Origin of the sequence: Synechococcus sp. UW179B (genome assembly GCF_900474245.1) — a bacterium.
Lineage (GTDB): Bacteria > Cyanobacteriota > Cyanobacteriia > PCC-6307 > Cyanobiaceae > Synechococcus_C.
The window spans coordinates 173,822-189,768 of the sequence record NZ_UCNZ01000006.1; the positions used below are offsets into that span (position 1 = coordinate 173,822).

The window sequence follows — 15,947 nt, forward strand, 5'->3', positions numbered from 1 at the left end:
TTGAACGCCATTTGCCTCTAGGGTTTTGAGTGAATTGTCGAGTGGGAATGAGCAGCGGAACCCTGTACGACAAGGTTTGGGATCTCCATCGCGTTGCGGAACTCTCTGGCGGCTCTACCCAGCTGTTGATTGGGTTGCATCTGATCCACGAAGTCACGAGCCCTCAGGCGTTTGTGGCCCTTGAAGACAAGGGGTTGAACGTGCGTTGTCCGGAGCGAACGGTGGCGACCGTGGACCACATCGTTCCCACGACCAATCAGGCCAGACCCTTTGCTGATCCGTTGGCGGAGGAGATGCTCAGCACTCTGGAGCGCAACTGCAGCAAGCATGGAATCGTGCTCAATGGGATTGGCAGCGGTCGTCAAGGAATCGTGCATGTCATTGCTCCGGAGCTGGGATTGACGCAGCCCGGCATGACGGTGGCCTGCGGGGATTCACACACCTCGACGCACGGGGCCTTTGGGGCGATCGCCTTTGGGATCGGCACCTCTCAGGTTCGTGATGTGCTGGCCAGCCAAAGCTTGGCGATGAACAAGCTCAAGGTCCGCCGTCTGTGGGTTGAAAATCAGCTGAGTCCTGGGGTGTTTGCCAAAGATTTGATCCTGCATGTGATTCGGTCGCTTGGGGTCAAGGCTGGGGTTGGCTATGCCTATGAGTTCGCCGGACCGGCGATCGATGCTCTCTCGATGGAGGAGCGGATGACCCTCTGCAACATGGCGATTGAGGGGGGAGCCCGTTGCGGGTACGTCAATCCCGACCAGACGACCTTTGACTACTTGGAGGGCCGTCCGTCCGTACCGACTGGTGAGGCTTGGCACCGGGCGACGCGGTGGTGGAGGTCACTGGCATCGAATGCCGATGCCGTCTTTGACGACGAGCTGCACTTCGATGCAGCGACGATTGCCCCAACGGTGACCTGGGGGATCACACCCGGTCAGGGGATCGGCGTCGATGAGCAGGTTCCAATGCCTGAGCAACTGGATCCTGCCGACCGACCGATTGCTCAAGAGGCTTATCGCTACATGGATTTAACGCCGGGCCAGGCCATCGCCGGCGTGCCGGTGGATGTCTGTTTTATCGGCAGTTGCACCAATGGTCGCCTCAGTGACCTGCAGGCCGCCGCCGCTGTGGCCCGGGGCAGGCAGGTGGCTGCTGGGATCAAGGCCTTTGTGGTTCCTGGCTCCGAGCAGGTGGCGCGTGCCGCTGAGGCTGAAGGCCTGGACCAAGTGTTTCGCGATGCGGGGTTTGAGTGGCGCGAGCCTGGCTGCTCGATGTGCCTAGCCATGAATCCTGACCGCCTTGAGGGGCGTCAGATCAGTGCGAGCTCCAGCAACCGCAACTTCAAGGGGCGTCAGGGATCTGCTAGCGGTCGTACGTTGCTGATGAGCCCTGCCATGGTTGCTGCTGCTGCCGTGACCGGCCATGTCAGCGATGTTCGCTTGCTCGAGGTCTGATCTTCGGCTGTGGCGGCAGGGTGCCGCTCCGTTTTGCGTGTTTTGGTTGCTGTTTTCTTCCTTTTGATCCTTCATGTCGCAAACCCACGATTTCCCTCAAGGCCTGATTACCAAGATTGAAGGCCGCGCCCTTGTCTTGCGGGGTGATGACATCGATACCGACCGGATTATTCCGGCTCGATTTCTGAAATGCGTGAGTTTTGAAGCGCTCGGAGCGCAGGCGTTCGCTGATGATCGCAAGGAGCTAGAAGGACGCCATCCCTTTGACCTCCCTGAGCATCAGGGAGCCTCGATTTTGGTGGTGAATGACAACTTCGGTTGTGGATCGAGTCGTGAGCACGCGCCTCAAGCCTTAATGCGTTGGGGGATCCGGGCGCTGATTGGGGTGAGCTTTGCTGAAATTTTTTACGGCAATTGTTTGGCCTTGGGAATCCCTTGTGCGAAGGCCAGTCAGGACCAGGTGCGCGCTTTGCAAGATGCCATGGCCCAAGCCCCCTCAGCAAATTGGACCTTTGACTTGGAGACCTCAACCTGCAGCAGTGATCTGGGGCAATGGTCGATTGAAGTGGATTCGGGCCCGCGCGACATGCTCCTCTCCGGTCGTTGGGATGCGACGGGGCAGCTTTTGGCTCGGGATACCGAGCTGCAGAGCACGCTCGATCGGTTGCCTTACTTGAACGGGTTTTGCGTGGATGCGGCAGACACTTGATTTAGTGTCTATGAAGGAAGAAGCGGCATCGACGTCATGACAGTTCTTCTTAAGCGCATCTGGTGTGCTTTTGGCTCGATGGCCCTGGTGCTGGGTCCCTCTCCCGTCGTCGCAGGCTCCGTCACAGCGATTGCCGTGGAGCCTTTTGGCACCCCGCTTGAACGCTTGCTTGAGAGTGGCGCTTGCCAGGGATGTGATTTACGGGATGCGGATCTCCGCGGCCATCATCTGATCGGGGCGGATTTGCGTGATGCTGATTTGCGCGGGGCCAAGCTCCATGGGGCGAACCTTGAAGGAGCGGATTTGAGTGGTGCCAGGCTTGATGGTGCTGGCCTGCAAGGGGCGATGCTCAGCAATGCCGATCTCTCAGGCACTGATCTGCGCCGTGCCGATTTGCGCGATTCGGTTGTGATCAATGCCTATGCGCCTGGGGTGCACACCGAGGGAATGCAGTTTGCAGGCTCGGATCTCACCGGAAGTCATTTGATCTATGGCGGTGGTCCTGATGACGAAGCCATTGATTTTTAGAAAGAGGGTTTAAAAGGGTCGGTTGTCGAGCTCGTTTGAAGGGTTGTAGGGGACAAAGGGAACGCCAGTTCCCGTGAAGTTGAAATCATTGAGGCGGAATCGGAATCCGCCGACCCCTTGATAGGGATTGAAGTAGAAGCCAAAGTCGTAGGCACGACGTTGCCAGCGCAACTCAATATTGGAATCAATCACATCACCGTAAAACGGTGATGTGGGATCAATATTTAAGCCAAGACCTGCATTGATCACCAAGGGTCCTGCGATCTGTTGTGTGACCCCAAGGCCCAAGGTTCCGAGGTCAATGGCTTGGTCAAAATCGAACGGACTTGAACCTTGCCTGAGAGTGCCACCACCCGTAACGGATAGCTGGGTGTAGTCCAGGAACGGTTTGCTAAAGGTGCCTAATGTGAGGCTGGGACCTCCGCTTAGGCTGATCGTGGTTTGACGTTCACCATCTCCGTAAGCGGCTAAAAGTGTGTTGATGTTGGTGTTAAATGTCAAGCCTGGAACGATGGCAACTGGAGAATAGCGATAGGCGGCTTGAGGCGTTAACGCCGCGTGGTTACCCCTCCAGATTGGAAAACTGCTATTTAAAGAACCATAAAAATTAGCTCGCCACAAATCCGTAAGATTTTCACTTTCAAATTGTTCGGCTTGATAATTTCCAGCTCCGATGCGCCAAACGTAGTTATTGGTAAGCTTGCCAACATTGAAATCTCCCCTTTTTTCGAGGAAGCTACCAAAAGCGGAATAGACATCCGTTTCTCCTAACGAGCCGTTGTAGGCCTTGTAGCGATAAGCGGAAAAGAGCCTGGCCTGGATGTCGCCCAGAAAAGGAAGATCGATGGTCTTATTTAGTTCACCCCAGAAGCGACTGCCATTTGCGAAGTTTTCAGGATTAAACGTACTGATATCAGCATTGACTTTTGCTGTCCATCCCATGATCTCACTGGAGACTTTCGCTTCTAGGCCAAATAAATCGCCAGCTGTTGTTGGTTGACTGATTTTTTCGCTGCCAATTGATTTCCCTGGGGCGATATAGCTATCAGTAGTGCCATCAACAGCTCGTTGCACAAGAAGTTGAGGTTGGAGGCTTAATAAAGTCTTTTGGTTGAGTTCAATCGGTTTGAGTGATCTCCCGATAAAAAATCCGTCCCTGTCATCATTGTCGATTCCAAATTCCCAGCGGTTTTCAACTTCCTCTTCCTTTGTGATTCGTTGGGTGCGGCTCACCGGGATAGGGAGACGCTCTTCCACGATCAATTGATTGCGCGAACTCTTGATCAAAATGTCGCCATTGGGCTGTTCCTTCGCGACAACGTTTTCGGTGTCGATTCTGGTTTGTGCCGGTGTATATGGGTCATTGGTGAATCCCATGCGATCGGAAGTCCATCCTTCAGGTGTGATCGCAACTTGGGCTGCTTGGATACGCCAACGACTGATTTTCCCGTCAATTAGCTGCGTTTTTCCATAAGAAGGAAGCTGTCTTGGCCGAACTTTTCCATATTTTGTTTGTGCTTGGAAGTCACTATTTGATAGGTCTACAAACTCATCGTTACTGCCAAACCGACGATCGATCGTGAACCTTTGCTGGAGCTGGATGCTGCTAATCCTTTGGTCGATCATGGCGATCGATTGTTCGCGCAGCGCCTCCTGTTCCGCTGGTGACATCCCTGAGAAGCGCGACTGGGCCAGGGGTTGAACGGTCTGAGCTGATTGCTTCCCGCCTGTGCCGAGCGTGATTTCTTCGAGTTCCTCGTTAAGCGTGAGTAGGGGCTGGCGCGTGGCGCGATCAGGATCGGGGCAGCCCAATGGAGGCGGAACCACGGCGATTTTGGGAGCTACGGGATCCTCACCCCAGCGGTAGCGCAAGCCGAGAAGGTACGCATTGCTCCCTTCCTTGACTCCGCTGTAGGTGCCGAACGCACCAGAACGGTGGTGAATCCTTCCAACAAAGGAGAGTTGATCAGAGACCGAAGCTTCGAGCTCGAAGGCCAAGTAGTTCAGCAGTTGTGCGTAGTTCTCTCGATAGGTGCGTTCGTAGTTACTCACCGTGGAGTTAAAGCTGACTCCTTCCACAAACCCAAAGCTCAGCCAAGGCTGCAGCCAGAGTCGTGCACCCAGTCCAAGGATGGCTTCTCCGAACTGTTGGTCTGGTGTGTCGGCATTGGGAACATCCTGGTTGAAAGGCCCACCGGGTTGCTTGAACGCCTGATGCCCGAACAGGTCGGCCTCCAATTCGATCGCAAAGGGACCAGCACGCCAAATCCGCTTTTGCATGCTGACCCCTAAGAGATACTCCTCTCGCATCCGCCCGTTGAACAGGAAGGTGTCTCCAAAATTGGAATCAATCATTTGGCCGCCCCACGCGGTCACCGCCCAAGGGTGAGGGTGCCAGTCAGGGATCGGTGGAAGCGGTACCGGACAGGCCATGCCAGCGTCGTCCGTTGACGTCGATGCGTTGGCTGCTCCGTCCGGGACTTCCCAGGTGGGCGTTGGCGCGAGCTCTGTGTCCCAGATGCTGTCTCCACTCGGCTGATTACTCATCCGGCCAGCAGTCCTGCCACCTAGCTCCATATCAAGAGCCGTTGGGAAGCCAAGGCCTGAACTCTCGAGCACAGGAAGGGTCTGTTTGGACGGTGGCTCTACAGCCTGTGCTGAGGATTGGAAGCCTTCAGACAGCTCGTCAAGCTCAAGAACGCCATAGACGTCTTTGAGTTCACCGCTGTTTTGAATCAGGCTGTAGCGGAAGGTGCTCGCTTGGAAATACTGCGATCCACGGCGTAGACGCACGCTGCCGCGGGCGAAAAGGGTATTGAAATTGGAGTCAAATTCAATGCGATCGGCCTGAAGCAAGCCCCCTCGAAGCGAGGCTCGGACGTTGCCTTCGGCGACAAAAACTCCACGGCGCGCATCAAATGATTGGAGATCAGCCTTGAGGCTGATTGCTTCTGGAGGCTTGGGAGACTCTGCAATGGGTTCAACATCAAGAGCGGTCTGTTCCGTGACCGCATCAGTGACCGCATCGGTCTCATCAGCCAAAGAGTCCACACGCTGAGAGTGGACGGGAACTCCCGTCAGCGCAGCGGCAACAGCCAGAGATCCAGCGATCCTGGTGATGGGGCTAAACGCCGACAAAAGAATGCAGCAGTGGCCGGTGATCCTGCCATGTGCAAAGGCTCTTGAACGAGAGGGCTAACCAGTGCGAGGCGTGACCCTATTGATGCGTGATCAATCTTCGAGATCTTTCCGGCTAGGGGTGCGGCTTGGGTCGCTGGCAAGGAAGCCAAAGACAAAGATGCCGAGAAAGAAAAAGACGACGGAATAAACCGAAATCTTGAGGGCAAGCATGGCAACCGACCGGCGTCTGAAATTTGATAGCCATCCTATGGCGGAATGATGAAATATCACGATGGAGAAGCCTCTGCAAGCCCCGGGATCGGAGTGGATTGAAACGTTTCGATGTCGGAGTCGCGTTGATCTGCACCCCGGGTGGTGGCGACGTGGCGATCAGGAACGGCGTCCAGTACTGGCCGATCCATGGGGGCGTCATCACCGTCCTGATTGGGCTGAGCGAGGACTTTTGATTTGGGCGCGAGGGGGCAACTGGTTACGCCTCGAGCAGACCCTGGTCTGCCCAAGCCCTTGGATGCAGGCCAGCGCGTCCTGCGAGCGACTGGTGCTCAGCTGGTGGGCTGATCACGTTCGCCTCCGTATTGATGGGGTCCTGGTGCATGAGGGAGACCTCTTCGATACCCGCTGCCGTTGGCTCCTCCCCGCCGATTGGAGGGGGCGAGGGGGCCTGCGCATCCAGCTGGATTTACGAAGCCCCTGTCATGACGATGGGGCGCTGATTGAAAGCGCACTTGTCCAGGAGCCACTGATCCCCACCTGCGACGCGGACCGGGCCTTGCTTCCTGAAGCCTTGGCCCTGTCCTGGGCCAGCGGAACGACGCTTCCGGATGCGCTGTTGTCTTGCGACCCCATGGGAGCAGAGGCTGTTGGCTTGGTCGACCGCCACTTGGCGACATGCCCTAAGCCCGCAGGTGTGGTGCATTGGCTGGGCCACGCCCATCTCGACCTTGCCTGGCTTTGGCCCGTGGCAGACACCTGGCAAGCGGCGGAACGCACCTTTTGCTCTGCCCTCGATCTAATGGAGCGATACCCGGAGCTGCACTTTGCGCACTCCACCCCGGCTCTGTATGCCTGGGTGGAACGCCATCGGCCCGCCTTGCATGCGCGCATTCAGCAGGCCAGTCGTGAAGGCCGTTGGGAGCCGATCAATGGCCCTTGGGTCGAAACCGATTGTGTGTTGGTGAGTACGGCATCGCTCTCGCGTCAGTTCACGCTTGGTCAGGAGGACAGCCAGAGGCGTTTCCCGGAATGGCGGCATGAGTTGGCTTGGTTGCCTGACAGCTTTGGGTTCGCCGCCGGACTTCCCGCCGTCGCGGTTGCCAGTGGAGTGCGCTGGTTCTGCACGCACAAGCTGGCTTGGAATGCCACCAACCGCTTTCCCCACCGTTTGTTTCGCTGGCGCAGCCGCGGAGGCGCTGAGGTTTTAGCGCTGATGCTGCCAGCGATTGGCACCGATGCTGATCCTGTCGCGATCGCAAAAGAGCAGCGCGCTTTTCAAGCTGCAACTGGGGTGGAGCAGGCGATTTGGCTCCCGGGTGTTGGAGATCACGGTGGCGGTCCCACTGCCGAGATGCTGGAACAGCTCAGGCTTTGGGAGGGCCAGCCGCAGGCAGTGACCCAGCAGCCTGGAACGCTGCGCGCCTACCTCGATCACTTGGAGCCTTGCCGCTCCGCCTTGCCGGTCTGGCGGGATGAGCTGTATCTCGAGCTGCATCGGGGTTGCGCGACTAGTCGGCCTGATCAGAAACGGCATAACCGCAGCCTGGAAAGGCTTCTTCGTGAGGCTGAACTGGCTGCCGCGCTGCTTGGGACTCGGGCTGATCAGCTTGTGCCCAACCACGCCCAGGACAGCGATTGGCGCCCTCTGTTGTTCCAACAATTTCATGACATCCTTCCTGGCACCTCGATCCCCGAGGTGTTTGAGCAGGCTGAACCGATCTGGTGTGAGGCTCGGCGGCGTGCGGTGCGCTGTCGAGACCAGCTTTTAGGCCATCTGCTTACGTCCCATCAGGAGGTGTTGGATTCCGATCCCCATCGCTCTCGTTGGACTTGGTGCGGCTTGCAGCCCCTGGCGCATTGGTCACCGTTGCTGCGCCTACCCAAGGGGCATTGGTCCAGTGGTGGGCAGAGTCTTCCTGGGCAGGTGGCGCCTTCAGGCGGTGTTTGGGTGCAACTGCCCTGTAGTGAGGGCGTTTGCGCGCTCCCTCTGCAGCGCAGCCGTGAGCCTTTGGGCTCTGCCTTGCCCGTTCGTCATCCGGTGAGCGTGGAGGTGGTGTCGTCGGGACTGTGGAGGTTGAGCAACGGGCTGGTGACGGCGGATGTCGGCGTCCACGGCCTGGTTCAGCTGCGCGACGGCAAGGGGGTGCCACAGCTCAGCGAACCCCTGAGATTGAGGCGCTTTTCCGATCGAGGGGAGTTTTGGGATGCTTGGGATCTTGCCGCTGATTACCGCCAACATGCGCTGCCGATGGCCGAACGTTGGTCGTCAGAATTGGTGGAGTCGGGCCCTCTCACCGCCCGAATGGTGCTGCGCACGATGGCTGGACTGAGCAAGGTGCGCTTGGACCTCATGCTGCAAGCCGATTCCCCCTGGCTTGAGGCCCAGCTAAGCGTCCAATGGCAGCAGACCCATGAATTGCTGAGATTGGAAGTGCCGTTGAAGCGCCCTGCGGTGCGTTGGGCGGCCGATACGAGTGGTGGAGTGATCGAGCGACCAGCACAAGCCTGCACTCCTTTTGAAAAGGAGCGTTGGGAATTGCCTGTGATTTCATGGCTGGCCGCCGAAGCGGAGGCTCCTGGGGGTGGGATGGCTGTCTTGCTGGATGGCCCCCAGGGGGTCGATGCCAGCGATCACCATTTAGGGGTGTCGCTGCTTCGAGGTCCAACCTGGCCGGATCCCTCTGCGGATCACGGATGGCATCGGCACCGCTTGGCCTTGATGCCAGCGGTGCTCGGTTGGAACCGCAGTGGTGTGCCCCAGGCAGCGATCCGATTTAGGGAGCCGGGTTGGCTCGGTCCTGTTGCGCTGGATCATCGCTGGCAAGGGCTTCCCGCTTTGCCCATCGGTCTGGTGCCGGTTTCAGTGCGATCAGCCCAGGGTGACGGACTCAGCGATCAGGCCGTTCAAATTGAGTTGCTCAATGCCGGACCAGCGCGTCAGCCATGGTCGCCGGGGAGCGATTGGAGGCTGAGCGGCGTCACGTTGAACGAGCGAAAGACGGTCTGGGAAGTCCAACCTGGCCAGCTCATCAGCTTGGTTTTGGAGCGCGTTCAATCCTCGTGATCATCAAACGGATCGTCGAGATTTTTGGATGGCGGTCCAAAGGCGGTGTAGACCCCCAATCCTGTTAACCCAAGCAGGGCCGCCAGCACCGCAATCGCCACTGACATGGCCGGGGACGAACTTTCCATCACAACTCTCCACAGGATCGACGCCTTTACGGGTCGTAGCCCCTACAGTATCGAGACTTAATTCCACCCGAGACTTCAGCGCTGCCATGGCTCAACGCACCCGTCTGGGAGATTTGCTCCGCCCCCTAAATTCGGAATACGGCAAGGTTGTCCCTGGCTGGGGAACAACACCAGTGATGGGCATCTTTATGGCCCTCTTCCTTGTGTTCTTGCTGATCATTCTCCAGCTGTACAACAAGTCGCTGATCCTCGAAGGAATCAATGTCAACTGGAACGGCTTGGGCCTCGGCTGATCTCAGCGAATGAATGTTTTCGGCATTGGCCTGCCAGAGATGGCCGTCATCGCGGCGGTCGCTCTTTTGGTGTTTGGCCCTAAACGGCTTCCCGAGTTCGGTCGCACCTTGGGAAAAACTTTGAAGGGTTTTCAATCGGCCTCCAAAGAGTTTGAGCGCGAAATTAATAAGGCCATGGCCGACCCTGAACCTGTGGCAGATCAGGCGAAATCGGTAGATCAGGTAACAGTTTTAGAGGCATCCGTAGAGGCCGCTGTTACGCCTGCGGTTGCGCCAAAATCAGAGCCGACACCCCCCTCCGATTGATTTGATGAATCGAGGTGATCTCCGCTTGGTGGTGGGGTTGGGGAATCCAGGCAATCGTTATGCCAACACCCGCCACAACGTGGGCTTCATGGCCTTGGAGCGGCTGGTCTCTCGCGAGGGTGGTGGTTTTCGTTCGACGCCCAAGCTCCAAGGTCAGCTTGCTGATCTGGGCTCGGGAGATCGGCGATTGCGCTTGTTGATGCCCCAAACGTTCATGAACGACAGCGGTCGCTCGATTCGGGCTGCGCTCGATTGGTTCGGGTTTGAGCTCCATCAGCTATTGGTGCTCGTGGACGATATGGATCTGCCGCTTGGTCGTTTGCGTTTGCGCGCCCGCGGCTCTGCTGGTGGCCACAACGGCCTGAAAAGCACCATCCAGCATCTCGGCACCCAGGATTTTGCGCGTCTGCGGATAGGCATTGGTGCACCCGGGCAAAATCCCAGTGAGCGCAAGGCGCGAACGGTGTCGCACGTTCTGGGAAGTTTCAGTCGTGAGGAGGAGCCCCTGCTCGACAAGGTGCTGGTGGAGGTGGTCGATGGTTTGGAGCGGATTCAGCAGCAAGGTCTCGACCTCGCCGGCAATCACATCAATGGGCTTCAGTTGGCTCCCACCAACCCTGAGGCGTGATGGCAGCGCTCCCCGTTACCACCGCCCACTTACGGGTTCAACGCCAGAGTTTTGCAGATCAATGTTTGGAGGGAGACGTCCAGGCCGGAGGCTTCAATTGGCAGTTCAGCTGGTTTTTTGATCGTGGCGAGTTGAGTGTGGAGCCGTCCTTGGGGCGCGCGTTGATTCAAGACGCGCTGCTTCGCTTTCTTGTGAAATCTGACTATGACCTGGAACCTGGAGGGGACTACACCTTCACCGTGAGAGCCCGGTTCTGAGGGGATCGGGACCCGGCCATTGCAATGGTCGATCGAGATGGTCCTCGAGGATGACGAGCGCAGCGATGGCATCGAGATCGCCCGATGGGATGCGTAGGCCTTTAGGAAGCAAGCGTTTCCAGCCCCGTGCCGGCCACAACTGCCAGTAACGCTCTCTGGCTCGCAGGGTGGTTCCCGTTTCGTCGACGACGCGGACCGGCAGGCTTGCAGGCAGTTGTTGTTGCCAGATCATGCTGCTGGTGCCATCCCCGATCACCAGTTCAGCAATCTGGGCGGTGTCCCCCTGAGTGTCCGCCATCCAGACGCGAAGCTGATCAAGGACGTCAGCGCTGGGGATCACCATCCCTTGAAGCACGGTGTTCGTGGCGGTGTCTGCGAGGAGCAATCCGCATTTGCTTCGGCCAGGATCCATGGCGACAACGCGAGTCATCGGCTGAGACGCAGCTGGATGGCGATGGGGTCTGCTGTTTCGCTGCGGCGTAAAGCCACCGCTTCCAGCCCCGCGAGTCCTCCGTTGCGGTCGATCAGCTCTTGGCCAAGCGCATTGATGGCATTGCCATCAAACTGCAATCCCTTGCTGAGAGAACCGCGTCTTTGCACCTCGGCCAATGTGGAGGCGAGGAGAAGGTTCAGCCGATTGCGTACGGCTTCAGGGTCGCGTTCATTGCTCGCCAGGGTGGTGCGTGCCAAGACCTCACCCTCCCTGGTCACCGTGACATTGGGAAGCACTTCAGGGAAGGCGTAGACAACGGTTTCGCCCAGCAGCACATTGGCGGCTGAACGGATGTTCACAACCCAGGTGCCAGGTTTGCGAATCGTTTGTTCCAAGCGCTTGATGTCAGGTCGCGGAACCAGCAGGATCTGACGCTCTGCCGGTTGGCCAGGCAGGACCTGTTGATAGGCCTGCAGATTGGCGTCTCGGAGCAACTGATCGATCACCGTTTTTGCCTGATCGGGGCGTTCGAGCTTCAGGGTCACGGTGGCAAGCGGCTGCCCGCTGCTGATGGCGACGTTGCCGCGCCGCAGCGCGAGGAGCGTGTCTTCCAGTTGATTGAGTTCTTTCTCGCCATCGCGAATTTGCGTGCGCACGGCAGAGAGTTCCTGTTCGGTGCGTTGGATCTCGATATCTTTGGCATCCACGTCTTGGCTCAAGCGCTGTCGCTCCGCTTCCAAGGATCGGGTTTGTTCCTGGAGGGGCTTGAGGGTGCGACGCAGTTCTGTCGCCCGTTGTTGGGCCGTTGTGAGCTCCTTGCTGGCTTGCTCCTGAGCGCGTTTGCTGGTTTTGAGATCGGCGCGACTGCTCCTTAATTTGGCTTCGAGAGCATTCAGTTCAAACAGCCCGACCCTGAGTTGCCGACTGACCAAGAGCAGGAGTCCAAGGGAAAGCGCACTAATCAGACTGCCGGTCAACACCGTGATCACCACGGCTGTGCGCTTGGGACGCAGTCCAAGCAAGCTCAGCCGAGCTTTCCCCACGCGAGAGCCAAGGCGGTCCCCCAGGGTTGAGAGCACGCCTCCAAGCACAAGCAGGGCGAGAAGTAGAAACCAGCCGGTCACGGAAAATGAAGGATCAGAGTTCGGATGGGAGCTCCATCTTCACCTGCATGGTCAGCTGAACCGCTTGGCGAGAGCGATTGGATCGAGAACAGTGATCTTTTTGCGATCGATATCGACAAGGCTCGATGACTTGAGGTCCCCCAGGAGACGCGTGATCGTGACGCGTGTGGACCCGATCGCCTCGGCAATGGCTTGGTGGGAAAGGCGTAAATCGATGGTGATCCCCCGTTGACCAGGCACACCGAAATCTCGACAAAGCACCAGCAGAAAGCTCACCAGTCGAGACGACATGTCCCGATGGGTGAGGGTTTCGATCATCGTTTCGGTCTGGAGAATCCTGCTGGACAGCCCCTGCAACAACAGCAATCCCACACTGGTGTCGTCTTCAATGGCCTGCCGCACGGATGTGGCTGGAGCCGTCACCATCTCCACCCTTGTGAAAGCGATTGAGTGATAAAAGCGATCGGAGCGGTGACCTGTCAGCAAGGACAGAACGCCAAACAAACTGTTTTCTCGCAACAGGGCAACAGTGATTTCCTCGCCGGATTCATAAACCCTGGAGAGGCGGACGGCACCTCGACGAATTAGATAAACCTTCTCAGCGGGGTCGCCGGGGAAAAAGATGGTTTTCCCGCGCTCCACCATCTCGGTATTAGCACCATCGAGACCACGAATGACGTCTTGAAGGGTGCGGGTGGCTGGAGCCGTTGGAGTTCCGAAATTCAAGCCCACCGGGCGGATGGTGGGAGGGGCGTATCGGCTGAAGCCGCGGCTGACTTCGGCCATGGTCTCTACTCGTGTTCCGGGATGCTATGGATCAGCACCCCCTGTTCATGTAGCAAGGAACACGAAACCCCGCATTTTCACCTAGGGGAGAGAGCCGAATTCTGATCCTGCATAATTTGCTTGAGCCCAGGCTCGGCAAGGTCCAGTAGGTCATTGAGCTGGTGACGACTAAAGGGAGCGCCTTCCGCCGTTCCCTGCAGCTCCAGCAAATGCCCCTCTCCGTTCATCACGACATTGAGATCCACATCGGCTTGGCTGTCTTCGCTGTAGTCGAGATCGAGCAGGGGCCGATTGTGAATCACACCCACGGAGACGGCTGCCACCTGGGATTGGACAGGGTTGCTGGTGAGGACCCCTTGTTGAACCAGCCGCTCACAGGCCCGCTGAAGGGCGACCCAAGATCCGCTGATCGCGGCGGTGCGGGTGCCCGCGTCCGCCTGAATCACATCACAATCAATTTTCAACGTGTTTTCGCCGAGAGCCTGCATGTCGAGGGCTGCGCGCAGGCTGCGGCCAATCAGACGCTGAATCTCCTGGGTGCGTCCGCTCAGTTTGAGGAGTTCACGGTTCTGTCGCTCTGGAGTGGATCCAGGCAGGAGTCGGTATTCGGCGCTGAGCCACCCCTGGCCTTGATCTTTGCGCCAGCGAGGCACGCCTTCTTGATGACAAACGCTGCAAAGAACGGCGGTGCGTCCGCTGTGGATGATCACTGAACTCAGGGCAAATCCCATCGGATCCCAGCTGATCGAGAAGGGGCGAAGTTCGCCCGGCTGACGTCCGTCATTGCGAGAGGTGCCAGTCATGAGCCCACGGTGCGGAGATGCTTTGAGCCTGCCAGGTGGCTAGGCACACCATGGATGGTGTCAAAACACTTGTGTCTTGGACTTTCACCGCTAGATTCATCCACATCCGGATTTGCCGGACATCGGCGAATGTGATGACCGTCAGCCTCAGCCCTACCCATCATTCCCGTGAGTCGCGGACAGTTGACCACAGGACTCTCGAGCAAGCAGGACTCAGGCGACTCCCCTCTGTGGAGGTTCGTCCACCGCTGCATTTGGTGGCTCCGGAAGGTCAGCTTCAGGTGCATACCGCCTCCTTTCGGGGGAGTTTTTCTGGTGTTCTGAGCCAGGCGCTGCGCACGGCAGGCCTGGGGAGTCATGTCTTAATTGCTCAGTTTCTTAAGGGTGGAGTGGGCCAAGGCCCTCAAAGCAGCCTCACCCTCTGCGATCGGCTGAGATGGTTGCGCCCTTCCGTGACGGAATGCCTTTCAGATGCTGCTGATAGCCGCGATGACGAGGTCAAAGAGGCGGTTCAGGCGGTTTGGCAGATCTGCAAAACCCATCTTTTAGAAGGCACTTTGGATCAACTCGTGTTGGATGAGATTGGCTTGGCGATCGAGCTGGGCTATCTGAGTCATGAGGATGTCTTGTCAGTGTTGGAGCAACGGCCATCCGCCATGGACGTGATTGTGACGGGGCCCGCGATCCCTGCAGAGATGATGGAGATGGCTGATCAAGTGACGGAACTGCGTCGAGGTTTTTAATGCTGAAGAACGATCGCTGGATTACGGATCAAGCAGATGCAGGCATGCTTGAGCCTTTTCAAAATGGGTTGGTACGCCACTTGGATCCGGATCAACGCCAAGGTCCGGTCCTGAGTTTTGGCTGCTCGTCCTACGGCTACGACCTAAGGCTCTCGCCAAAGGAGTTTTTGATCTTTCGCCACGTCCCAGGCACGATCATGAATCCCAAGCGATTCAACCCTGACAACCTTGAATCAACGCCTCTTCATCATGATGAGGATGGCGACTATTTCATCCTTCCAGCCCATTCGTATGGCTTGGGTGTGGCCCTTGAAAAAATGCGCGTGCCACCCAATATTACGGTGATTTGCCTTGGTAAGAGTACGTATGCCCGTTTAGGCATCATTGTGAATACAACTCCGGCTGAGGCTGGATGGGAAGGACATCTCACCTTGGAATTTAGTAATAGTTCTGGCGCTGATTGTCGGATTTATGCCAACGAAGGGATCTGTCAGTTGTTGTTTTTCGAGGGTGATCCTTGTGAAACCACCTATAGCGACCGGCAAGGGAAATATCAGCATCAGCCAGAGCGGGTAACGCTGGCCAAGGTTTGAATGAATGGTTGTTAGGGAGCAAGCCTGGCTTTATGCAGTCTTGTTTTTTCGTACCAATCGGCAAATTCCGGCGTCCAAGCTTTGAGATGGGGCCACATCAAATCGCAGAGTTCGCGGATTTCTTGCTGGGCATCAAGCTTGGCGCGTAGGTCCATGAAATGCAGGAAGGCCCTGAGCGTGAAGCTCACCACAAAATGTTGCCGGTAATCGAAGGGGAGGATGCCGCGGGCATGTTCTTCCGCAAACCCAGCCTGAAGCAATTCCTGATAGCGAGCGGCACTGATTTTGCAGTGGTTTAAATCTTTTTGCCGCTCAGCTTCGCTGTAAAGATATTTTTTGCCTTTTCGGTCGCTGTACTCGCCGACGGGGCGCAAATAAAACACTTCTTCGAGATCGAGTTCTCCGAGGGCAGCCCTGCAGATGCGATCGCCTGTGTAACGCATGGATTGAACATCAAAACTGACGCCCACCCGGTGCGTTCGTGCCTGTTGCATCACGGAATGGGGAAACCAGCCCACGTTCAACACAATCTGGGCATGCTCCATCGGTCCGTAATGGCCCCGCTCTCCAGCCAGGAGGCGTTTGACGCAAATTTCGCCAGCTTTGGTTTCATCGGGCCATTGCGCGCGATCGGCTGCCACAAAGCCCTCGCTGTAGTCCTGGTGCATTCCCACGTACACGCACTGTTGCGGATTCGGGGTTGCGGCGATCAGGTCAACTCGAAAACGAGAGTCCATGGGGGTC

Annotated in this window: 18 protein-coding genes; 10 read left to right on the forward strand and 8 right to left on the reverse strand. The window is 57.4% G+C overall.

The genetic code is table 11. From position 1 onward, the window contains the following. Window positions 1-47 precede the first annotated feature (47 nt). The 3 genes from leuC (at window position 48) to DXY38_RS03510 (ending at window position 2,691) form a co-directional block, all read left to right on the forward strand. Window positions 48-1,454, forward strand: coding sequence for a 3-isopropylmalate dehydratase large subunit (leuC, locus tag DXY38_RS03500; RefSeq protein WP_115070475.1), 1,407 nt, complete (start codon window positions 48-50; stop codon window positions 1,452-1,454). A 73-nt stretch (window positions 1,455-1,527) separates the two neighbouring features. After that, window positions 1,528-2,163, forward strand: a complete 636-nt coding sequence (gene leuD, locus DXY38_RS03505) for a 3-isopropylmalate dehydratase small subunit (RefSeq protein ID WP_115070476.1) — start codon at window positions 1,528-1,530, stop codon at window positions 2,161-2,163. 36 nt (window positions 2,164-2,199) lie between these two features. Next, entirely contained in the window at window positions 2,200-2,691 is a 492-nt protein-coding gene (locus tag DXY38_RS03510) for a pentapeptide repeat-containing protein (protein ID WP_115070477.1), read from the forward strand. 9 nt (window positions 2,692-2,700) lie between these two features. On the opposite strand, the gene DXY38_RS03515 is transcribed toward DXY38_RS03510, so the two are convergent. Then, complete coding sequence (locus DXY38_RS03515) at window positions 2,701-5,829, reverse strand: DUF3769 domain-containing protein (protein ID WP_115070478.1); 3,129 nt, start codon at window positions 5,827-5,829, stop codon at window positions 2,701-2,703. Between the two features lie 93 nt (window positions 5,830-5,922). Then, window positions 5,923-6,042 carry a photosystem II reaction center protein I gene (locus tag DXY38_RS03520; RefSeq protein WP_006042333.1) on the reverse strand — a complete coding sequence of 40 codons (120 nt, stop codon included), beginning with the start codon at window positions 6,040-6,042 and terminating at the stop codon, window positions 5,923-5,925. A gap of 61 nt (window positions 6,043-6,103) precedes the next feature. On the opposite strand from DXY38_RS03520, the gene DXY38_RS03525 reads away from it, so the two are divergent. Continuing rightward, window positions 6,104-9,109, forward strand: coding sequence for an alpha-mannosidase (locus tag DXY38_RS03525; RefSeq protein ID WP_115070479.1), 3,006 nt, complete (start codon window positions 6,104-6,106; stop codon window positions 9,107-9,109). Here DXY38_RS03525 and psbN read toward each other — a convergent pair. Continuing rightward, the gene (gene psbN / locus DXY38_RS03530) at window positions 9,097-9,237 is read right to left on the reverse strand and encodes a photosystem II reaction center protein PsbN (RefSeq protein WP_006853681.1); all 141 of its coding nucleotides are present in this window, start codon (window positions 9,235-9,237) and stop codon (window positions 9,097-9,099) included. The genes DXY38_RS03525 and psbN overlap by 13 nt on opposite strands. An 86-nt stretch (window positions 9,238-9,323) precedes the next feature. Here psbN and psbH point away from each other — a divergent pair, with 86 nt between their 5' ends. From psbH to DXY38_RS03550, 4 genes are read left to right on the forward strand one after another with little or no spacing between them, the layout of a single operon-like run. Then, on the forward strand, window positions 9,324-9,530 hold the full coding sequence (gene psbH / locus DXY38_RS03535) for a photosystem II reaction center phosphoprotein PsbH (RefSeq protein WP_006853680.1): 207 nt from the start codon (window positions 9,324-9,326) through the stop codon (window positions 9,528-9,530). A gap of 9 nt (window positions 9,531-9,539) precedes the next feature. Next, the gene (locus tag DXY38_RS03540; RefSeq protein WP_115070480.1) at window positions 9,540-9,836 is read left to right on the forward strand and encodes a TatA/E family twin arginine-targeting protein translocase; all 297 of its coding nucleotides are present in this window, start codon (window positions 9,540-9,542) and stop codon (window positions 9,834-9,836) included. Window positions 9,837-9,840: 4 nt separating this feature from the next. Further along, on the forward strand, window positions 9,841-10,464 hold the full coding sequence (gene pth / locus DXY38_RS03545; protein ID WP_115070481.1) for an aminoacyl-tRNA hydrolase: 624 nt from the start codon (window positions 9,841-9,843) through the stop codon (window positions 10,462-10,464). Beyond that, window positions 10,464-10,721, forward strand: coding sequence for a DUF3146 family protein (locus DXY38_RS03550; protein ID WP_006853677.1), 258 nt, complete (start codon window positions 10,464-10,466; stop codon window positions 10,719-10,721). The genes pth and DXY38_RS03550 overlap by 1 nt, the downstream gene beginning before the upstream one ends. On the opposite strand, the gene DXY38_RS03555 is transcribed toward DXY38_RS03550, so the two are convergent. From DXY38_RS03555 to rph, 4 genes are all read right to left on the reverse strand, one after another. After that, window positions 10,699-11,151, reverse strand: coding sequence for a resolvase (locus tag DXY38_RS03555; protein ID WP_115070482.1), 453 nt, complete (start codon window positions 11,149-11,151; stop codon window positions 10,699-10,701). The two genes, DXY38_RS03550 and DXY38_RS03555, sit on opposite strands and share 23 nt — an antisense overlap. Next, the gene (locus tag DXY38_RS03560) at window positions 11,148-12,278 is read right to left on the reverse strand and encodes a DUF3084 domain-containing protein (protein ID WP_115070483.1); all 1,131 of its coding nucleotides are present in this window, start codon (window positions 12,276-12,278) and stop codon (window positions 11,148-11,150) included. Before DXY38_RS03560 ends, DXY38_RS03555 begins: the two co-directional genes overlap by 4 nt. A gap of 51 nt (window positions 12,279-12,329) precedes the next feature. Further along, complete coding sequence (gene ntcA, locus DXY38_RS03565) at window positions 12,330-13,064, reverse strand: global nitrogen regulator NtcA (RefSeq protein WP_115070484.1); 735 nt, start codon at window positions 13,062-13,064, stop codon at window positions 12,330-12,332. Between the two features lie 77 nt (window positions 13,065-13,141). Next, entirely contained in the window at window positions 13,142-13,867 is a 726-nt protein-coding gene (gene rph / locus DXY38_RS03570; protein WP_115070485.1) for a ribonuclease PH, read from the reverse strand. A 134-nt stretch (window positions 13,868-14,001) separates the two neighbouring features. Between rph and DXY38_RS03575 the strand changes: the two genes are divergently transcribed. Together DXY38_RS03575 and dcd are read left to right on the forward strand one after the other, a co-directional pair. Continuing rightward, complete coding sequence (locus DXY38_RS03575; protein WP_038013989.1) at window positions 14,002-14,610, forward strand: cob(I)yrinic acid a,c-diamide adenosyltransferase; 609 nt, start codon at window positions 14,002-14,004, stop codon at window positions 14,608-14,610. Then, on the forward strand, window positions 14,610-15,203 hold the full coding sequence (dcd, locus tag DXY38_RS03580) for a dCTP deaminase (RefSeq protein ID WP_006853671.1): 594 nt from the start codon (window positions 14,610-14,612) through the stop codon (window positions 15,201-15,203). Before DXY38_RS03575 ends, dcd begins: the two co-directional genes overlap by 1 nt. A gap of 11 nt (window positions 15,204-15,214) precedes the next feature. Here dcd and thyX read toward each other — a convergent pair whose 3' ends face one another. Continuing rightward, complete coding sequence (thyX, locus tag DXY38_RS03585) at window positions 15,215-15,940, reverse strand: FAD-dependent thymidylate synthase (RefSeq protein ID WP_006853670.1); 726 nt, start codon at window positions 15,938-15,940, stop codon at window positions 15,215-15,217. Between the last annotated feature and the right edge of the window lie 7 nt (window positions 15,941-15,947).